The sequence below is a fragment of the Mesorhizobium sp. M0166 genome (assembly GCF_040322255.1).
In the GTDB taxonomy this organism is placed as follows: domain Bacteria; phylum Pseudomonadota; class Alphaproteobacteria; order Rhizobiales; family Rhizobiaceae; genus Mesorhizobium.
This window is the reverse complement of sequence record NZ_JAMYTD010000001.1, coordinates 455,006-461,005: the sequence shown is the minus strand read 5'-3', so window position 1 is coordinate 461,005 and position 6,000 is coordinate 455,006. Positions and strand designations below refer to the sequence as shown.

Annotated in this window: 5 protein-coding genes; 4 read left to right on the top strand and 1 reads right to left on the bottom strand. The window is 60.0% G+C overall.

Features of this window, described 5'->3' with window-relative positions; genetic code table 11:
* The first annotated feature begins 2 nt into the window (after positions 1–2).
* The 3 genes from NKJ46_RS02285 to NKJ46_RS02275 all read left to right on the top strand — a co-directional run bounded on the left by NKJ46_RS02285 (position 3) and on the right by NKJ46_RS02275 (position 4,121).
* Positions 3–1,076, top strand: coding sequence for a glycosyltransferase family 4 protein (locus NKJ46_RS02285; RefSeq protein ID WP_502903349.1), 1,074 nt, complete (start codon positions 3–5; stop codon positions 1,074–1,076).
* 613 nt (positions 1,077–1,689) lie between these two features.
* Positions 1,690–1,872, top strand: coding sequence for a hypothetical protein (locus NKJ46_RS02280; RefSeq protein WP_352661277.1), 183 nt, complete (start codon positions 1,690–1,692; stop codon positions 1,870–1,872).
* A gap of 50 nt (positions 1,873–1,922) precedes the next feature.
* Positions 1,923–4,121 carry an amylo-alpha-1,6-glucosidase gene (locus NKJ46_RS02275; RefSeq protein ID WP_352661274.1) on the top strand — a complete coding sequence of 733 codons (2,199 nt, stop codon included), beginning with the start codon at positions 1,923–1,925 and terminating at the stop codon, positions 4,119–4,121.
* Positions 4,122–4,379: 258 nt separating this feature from the next.
* On the opposite strand, the gene NKJ46_RS02270 is transcribed toward NKJ46_RS02275, so the two are convergent.
* The gene (locus tag NKJ46_RS02270) at positions 4,380–4,502 is read right to left on the bottom strand and encodes a hypothetical protein (protein ID WP_352493557.1); all 123 of its coding nucleotides are present in this window, start codon (positions 4,500–4,502) and stop codon (positions 4,380–4,382) included.
* 268 nt (positions 4,503–4,770) lie between these two features.
* Between NKJ46_RS02270 and NKJ46_RS02265 the strand changes: the two genes are divergently transcribed.
* Entirely contained in the window at positions 4,771–5,655 is an 885-nt protein-coding gene (locus tag NKJ46_RS02265; protein WP_352661362.1) for a hypothetical protein, read from the top strand.
* The last annotated feature ends 345 nt before the right edge of the window (positions 5,656–6,000 follow it).

Sequence of the window (6,000 nt, the reverse complement as noted above, 5' to 3'; positions counted from 1 at the left end):
GAATTGTTTCGTATCTGACCGAAGAACTTGTCCGACAGGGCCACGAGGTGACGCTGTTCGCCAGCGCCGATTCTCGTACCTCAGCTGAGCTGGTGCCGTGTTGCGACGTCGCGCTGCGCCTGAACCCCAGGGTCCAGGACGGTGGTCCGCACCACGTCATGATGCTTGAACGGGTGCGCCGGCGAGCCGATGAATTCGACGTTTTACATTTCCACGTCGATGTTCTGCACTTCCCCATAATTCGGGATTTTGCCAGTCGAACGGTTACCACGCTTCACGGCAGGCTCGACCTGCCCGATCTGGCGCAGCTTTATGCAATGTTCGACGACGTTCCCCTGGTCTCGATTTCCTTCGACCAGCGCCGGCCCATGCCGCCCGTCAATTGGGTTGGAACCGTGCATCATGGCCTGCCCCGCGATCTTCTGCCATTCCACCCGAACACCTCTGGCTATCTTGCGTTTCTCGGTCGCATCTCGCCGGAAAAGGGGCCGGAAGCGGCCATAGAAATAGCAGCGCGGGCCGGGTTTCCTCTGAAAATCGCCGCCAAGATCGACAAGGTGGACCAGTCGTTCTGGAAGGAAAGGGTCGAGCCGCAAGTGCTGCGGCATTCGAACGTGGAGTTCATTGGCGAGATCGATGAGCGGCAAAAGGCGGATTTTCTGGGCAATGCGATAGCGCTTTTGTTTCCAATCGACTGGCCGGAACCCTTCGGGCTCGTAACGATCGAAGCAATGGCCTGCGGTACGCCGGTGGTTGCGTTCCGGCGTGGCGCCGTCCCGGAGATCATCGATGACGGTGTGTCCGGGTGGATCGCGGATACGGTGGAGGAAGCTGTGGGCGCGCTCCGGCGCATAGACAGCCTCGATCGCGCACGAGTGCGGCAGACGTTCGAAAATCGGTTCACGGTCGAGCGCATGTGCAGCGATTATGTGGCACTCTACCGAGCACTCACGAACACCGGAACAGCCACACTTGCGTTCGATCGCGATGAGAGCATGCGCCGTCGAGCGCGCTCCGCGCCGCCGCGGCTGCCTGCGCAGGCCCCGAAGGTTCATCGCACGCCACCTGGTCCCTGAGGTGCCGCAGTATTCGAACAGTCTGGTGCAGATGGTGCTGCCAATGTGGTGTCCATCATTCTGGGTCGCGCGACTTCACGCCTTTGGGTCTAGCCTCGGTGGGCGATATCGGACTGGCATGGTTTTCAGAACCGCAGCGGTCGTTTGCACCATGGAGGATGCAACCAGTGTGGGGCCGTCGCCCCTGCGGCGCGTGTCGACGTGCTGGAACCCCTCTCTGCTCACCCCTCGGGAGCGCGCGGCTTTGGGCTGACCCTCATCTTATGTGGGCAAAATGCGTTGCGCACCCAGCCGTTCTGCTTGTTGACAGTCGCCGAGAATACACCAGTTTGAGCGGAAGACACTTCGAAGGTTGGCGCCCGCAAGCACCTGAAGCCGGCGACTATTTTGATGAAAGACGGTCGAGGACAACTCCGGATGGACGCGTGCCGTCGCAACCAGATTGCTGCGTCGCCGGGCCTCGCCAGAAAGTATCCATCTTTCTCCGGCCCGCGCGTTGGCGGATGGCAGACCGCCGGCTCGATCCTGGTGGCGAACAGCAGACGTGCGCAACGGCCGTGGGCTCATACTTTCGCCGAGCTGCTGGTGATGGATGAGGTCAGGCTCGCCACGCGTGCTTCTGGTGCGGCTGGAGGATGTGCTCGCCGGGACGGGCTTGGCAGTTCTGCTGGAGGGGGCGGGTTTGTCGGCCCCTGTTCGCGGCTATGTGCTCGAAGCGGTCAGATTGTTCGAGCTCATTGATGACCGGCTGGTGGATCTGGGGCCAGGCGTTCAAGGCAGACGTCAGGTCTCGTAGCCGACGATCGCGGCGGCGGCCGACACTGGCCGTTCAATCTGTTCCCGTGGATGCTGATCGATCGGGTGACGGTTGAACCAATGACGCTAGAGATCACAGTCGGACCGCCACGTCTGGCGATTAACCAGGGACGCAGCTTCCTTGTCACCGAACCGGATGGCCAGATCGCCTGGCCCACGTATAACGGGTTGTATGCGTCTGACACACGCCTGATATCCAGCTGGCAGATCTTTGCCAATGGGCAACCATGGGACCTCCTCAGTTCCGGAAACATCGCCTACTTCGCCGCCAAGATCTATCTGGTCAATCAGGCGTTCGCGACCGAAACGAACCATGTGCCAGCAGGCAGCCTTGGGCTGGTAATCGGCCGCGCCTTGGATGGTGGGCTGCATGAGGATTTTGAACTCGTAAACCACGGGCAAAAGCCAGTGCGGTTCAATTTGGAAGTTGCCATGCGCAGCGACTTTGCCGATCTTTTCGAAGTCAAGGCCGACGCAATCATCCGTCGCGGACGTATTACCACGGAATGGTCGTCCAGAGCGGCGAGCCTTCGTACCTCGTACGTGAATCGGGACTTCAAGCGAGACGTCATTGTCAAGGTCCGCCGGACGGCCACAAAGCCCGTCTATGCCAATGGCCGGATCAGCTTCGACATCGAGCTCGAACCGGGCGCGACATGGCATGCTTGTCTTCTCTACGACTTTGGCAATGGCGAGACAATCTATCGGGCACCGCGAGCCTGCATTGACAAATGCCTCGAGTCGAAGGCCGCAAAACGCCTCGCGGGATGGCAAGGCAGCGCATTGAAGTTCAACTGTTCCAATGACGAATTTCATCGCTTCTACCATCAGGCGGTCGAAGACATGGCCGCGCTGCGGCTGCCGATCGAAGGTACGGACGAACTAGAATACGTGCCGGCCGCCGGACTACCCTGGTTCATAAGCCTGTTCGGGCGCGACAGCCTGATAGTCTCACTTCAGAATGCCCTGGTCTACCCAGATTTTTCGCGCGGCGCCTTGGACGTTTTAGGGCGATTTCAGGCCACCGAACGAGACGACTACCGCGATGCGGAACCGGGGAAGATAATGCATGAGCTTCGCACCGGCGAACTCGCCCATTTCAATTTGATCCCCCATACGCCCTATTACGGCACGGCCGATGCCACGCCTTTGTATCTGATCGTGCTCCACAACACTTGGCGATGCACCGGTGACGCCAGCCTTCTCGAGCGACACATGGCAACGGCCGAGAAGTGCCTGGATTGGATTGACCGGTATGGGGACCGTGACGGCGACGGTTTCCAGGAATACGAAACCCGCTCGGCTGCGGGGTACGAGAACCAGAGCTGGAAAGACGCCGGTGACGCCTTGGTTTATCCCGACGGCACCCTGGTGAAGGGACCCAAGGCGCTTTGCGAATTGCAAGGCTATGTCTATGACGCTTGGCAGCGCATGGCTGAAATCTTCGATGCCACAGGCGATGGCGATCGTGCCGGGCAGCTACGCGCCAAAGCCAAGAGCTTGTTCGACCGATTCAACGAGGTCTTCTGGGACGAGGCATCCGGCTTCTACGCGTTCGCGTTGGATGGCGACAAGAAGCCGGTGCTGAGCGTCGCTTCCAACCCCGGTCACTGTCTTTGGTCGGGAATAGTCCCACCCGAACGAGCCGTCAGGGTGGTGCATAGGCTGATGATGCCGGATATGTGGAGCGGTTGGGGGATTCGGACGCTTTCGGCCGATCACCCGGCCTACAATCCACATTCCTATCAACGCGGCTCTGTATGGCCGCATGACAACGGGCTGATCGCGCTCGGCTTCCGGCGCTATGGCTTTTTCGCGGAAGCCTGCCGCCTCTCTCGCGACGTGAGCAGCGCCGCAATCTACTTCATGCAACATCGAATGCCCGAGCTGTTCGCCGGATTGCCGCGAACGCCCACGACTTTCCCCGTGCAGTATAAGGGAGCGAACGTTCCGCAGGCATGGGCGGCCGGATCCTGTTTTTCGCTTCTGCAAGCGATCATGGGCTTCCAGCCCGACGCTCCAAATGGCAAGCTGTACATCGATCCAAGGCTGCCCGACTGGATAGAGGAACTCACTTTGAACGACTTGCGCCTGGGCAAAAATCGCCTCGAACTCCGTTTGTGGCGCGTCGGCGCCGAGACCCGTTGGCAAGTGAGCGACGGCGATCCTTCACTGGTGGAAGCGCGAAGTTGTGCCACCGGGCCGAACTTGCGCTTGGCCTGCGTATGAGGTGAGCTCCGCCGGGTTCGCTCGCTACCGGGGCGGGAGCGGATGTCTTCTTGCCCGTGAGGCGGTTGCCGGGATCATAGGAACTTTTCGTCCGGCGTCTTTAATTCCTGGAGGCAAACAATTCGTATGCAGTGATCGGCAGTTGACGACGTCCTTTATGTTGAGGTTCGATGGTGGGCCTTCGTCAACCTCAAGCCGATCCGCCCGATTGCCCGCGGATTGCCGTGACAAAGCTCCCTTCCCCGGCCTTGGAAGTGCTTAGCTGTCATCCTTAAAAGACTTCGCAGCTTCATCGATCTTACGCCAATCGTTTCCGTGGCGCCGCACCAGCTCCCGCGCCTGGGCTGGCGATATACTTTGCGTTTCGACGATGTGGTTCACTTCCGTCTCCTCGCCTTTCAGGGGACGCGAACGAGGGCTCGCTGGCCGTCTGGGGTTTTTTGCATCTCGTCTGGGCATGAATGGACCTCTCCTGGATCGATATAAACGGTCCGGCGCGGTGAAGGTTTCGCCACGTTAGCGCGTTGAGCAGTTTCACCGATCGCGCCATCAGCTTCCCCTTGCGGCTCTGACCATACCTTCTGGTGTTCTTGGGACCCAAATGAGCTGCACCGCGTTGTTTGCGAGCAGTGCTGTGCTTCGCAACCTGATGGAAAAATCCGACGCCCCTGCTGCACCGCGGACAGTTCCTGGTGCCGAAGCGCGCTTTCCATACGATCGCGCCGCGGTTGAGCGGTTTCGACAGACATTCCCGCGCGCCAGGTGGAGTGACGAGCGGAGAAGCTGGTTCGTGCCGGGAAAGACTGCAGCGCGGCGCATCCAGCGCTGGCTGGCACAAGAGGCGGATCTACGAGTAGCACATGATGACATCAAAGGACGGGACGCCTTCGCCTTCGATCCCCTGTCGAGCCGGTATCTGGAAGTCGCCGACGACCTGCGCATTCGCACCCCATATTCGCGGACGGTTCTCGACGAACTGCGATCCGTCCCGTGGGCGAGCTGGGACGACGAACTGCGGGCCTGGAGGGTGCCTTTCCGCTCCTACGAGGAGTTGAGGCGCCATTGGCCAAGCATCGAAAGGGCCGCCCGCCGCGCAGAACCGGAGGAGAGGAAACGGCGACGGGAAGCGTCCAAAGACTCCGAGGAATATAAAGCCGCCAGATTGCGCTATGCCGAACGCAGGCGACGTCGCTATCCACTGCCCCCTAACGATTTGCCCCGGCTTGGCCGTGCCGTGGCAACGCAGCAATACGGCATCGTGGTCTTCACCGAGATTTCGGGTGAACTCGTCGACGCCTCGGAGTTAGCGGCGTTCTATCCGCATTTGATCGAGACGAACATCGACCATGTCTGGGGCAGATGGCGTCCGGCGACGTTGGCTGAATTGATTAAGACATGGCCCGCTCGGCGTGCTGCCGGGTTAACGGAACGGCAGCGAGGCTGGTGGCAACCGACGCTGCCCGAGCTCAGGGTCGCTCGCCAAAAAGCTCGAAGCCTGGCGCGAAGAAGGGCAAGGCTTGTGTCCTCGTTCTAGCCTTTCGGGCTTGCCGCTTCCGGCGTCTGCCGGGTTGCCCTTGGTATTGAAATCTCACCGCGATCGGAGGCTTCCATGTGCAAACATTGCGAACAACATACGGCCTGGCTGAACATTGCTGGATGATGACTTCGCTGGCCTTGAAATTCCCGACGAACTTGACCTGCGCGTACGCGCACGACACCCCGCATCGATGATCCGGGTTCAATAACCCGCGCGGCAGGTAAAGCCATCGACCTATGTCAAACCATTTCTGCAGAATTTGACGCACCAAGGCCGATTCAAGGCCAACGGGAGCGCCTACCAGCTTGGAATTGTGCGGAACCGTACGAAGTCGATTGCAAG

What these genes read in the sequence shown, in the direction of transcription:
- NKJ46_RS02275 (WP_352661274.1), top strand. Translation starts at nt 1,923, where the DNA reads ATGCTGATCGATCGGGTGACGGTTGAACCAATGACGCTAGAGATCACA.
- NKJ46_RS02265 (WP_352661362.1), top strand. Translation starts at nt 4,771, where the DNA reads ATGGAAAAATCCGACGCCCCTGCTGCACCGCGGACAGTTCCTGGTGCC.